Here is a 785-nt window from a genome sequence, read left to right on the forward strand (position 1 = left end):
ATCTGATCCTTCAACTCAGCAAAAGTTCGATTTATTCATAGATGGTCGCCTCCTGTTTGCCAAGCTAAATATGTTGTGGTGGCTTTACTGGTCATCGATTGCAGCCATAGATCCGGACTTTGCCGAGGTGATGTAAAATACCTCTGTCCCTGATGGAATACGCTGATGGAGGCCTCTATCAACAAAGCGCTCTTTCAGGAGCCTTGAATAAACCGGGTTTTCCCCATCGCGGTCTGACCTGTCTTGCCATCACTTCATGCTTGCCTGGGCAATCGGTGGTGTTGTTTCTGTCTTACTGATTAAGCAACTTAAGCGCTTATTATTGGTGCACAATACTCCCGCTCTTTGGCCAGGAGCGCCCACACAGTCCGCGCATTCTTGTTAGCCAATGCTACCGAGGCAATGTTGTTATTCCGGCGCGCCATTAGCTGGTTAGCCCAGCTCGATACGGCATCCTGTTTATGTTTGGCCGACTGCAATACCGCCCTGGCACCATGGATAAGCAAGGTCCTCAAATAGGTATCACCTCGCTTGCTTATCCCGAGCAGGACTTGTTTACCCCCACTGGAGTGCTGACGTGGAACCAATCCGAGCCAGGCAGCCAGTTGTCGGCCATTCTCGAAATTGTTGGCTTTACCAATGGTCGCAATCAGCGCGCTGGCGGTAACAGGGCCAATACCAGGGATCTTGCCGATACGCTGGCAGAGAGCATTTTGCCGATAGCACTGCTCAATCTGCTTGTCGAGTGTAGCGATGACATCGAACAGGTACGCCATGTGGTGCTG

At 51.2% G+C, this 785-nt stretch carries 1 protein-coding gene; it reads right to left on the reverse strand.

Features of this window, described 5'->3' with window-relative positions; translation table 11 throughout:
• Positions 1 to 308: 308 nt before the first annotated feature.
• On the reverse strand, positions 309 to 785 hold a 477-nt coding region (locus C5687_RS24320; RefSeq protein WP_238380524.1), incomplete at its 5' end, for an IS110 family RNA-guided transposase.

Origin of the sequence: Enterobacter sichuanensis (assembly GCF_002939185.1) — a bacterium.
Lineage (GTDB): Bacteria > Pseudomonadota > Gammaproteobacteria > Enterobacterales > Enterobacteriaceae > Enterobacter > Enterobacter sichuanensis.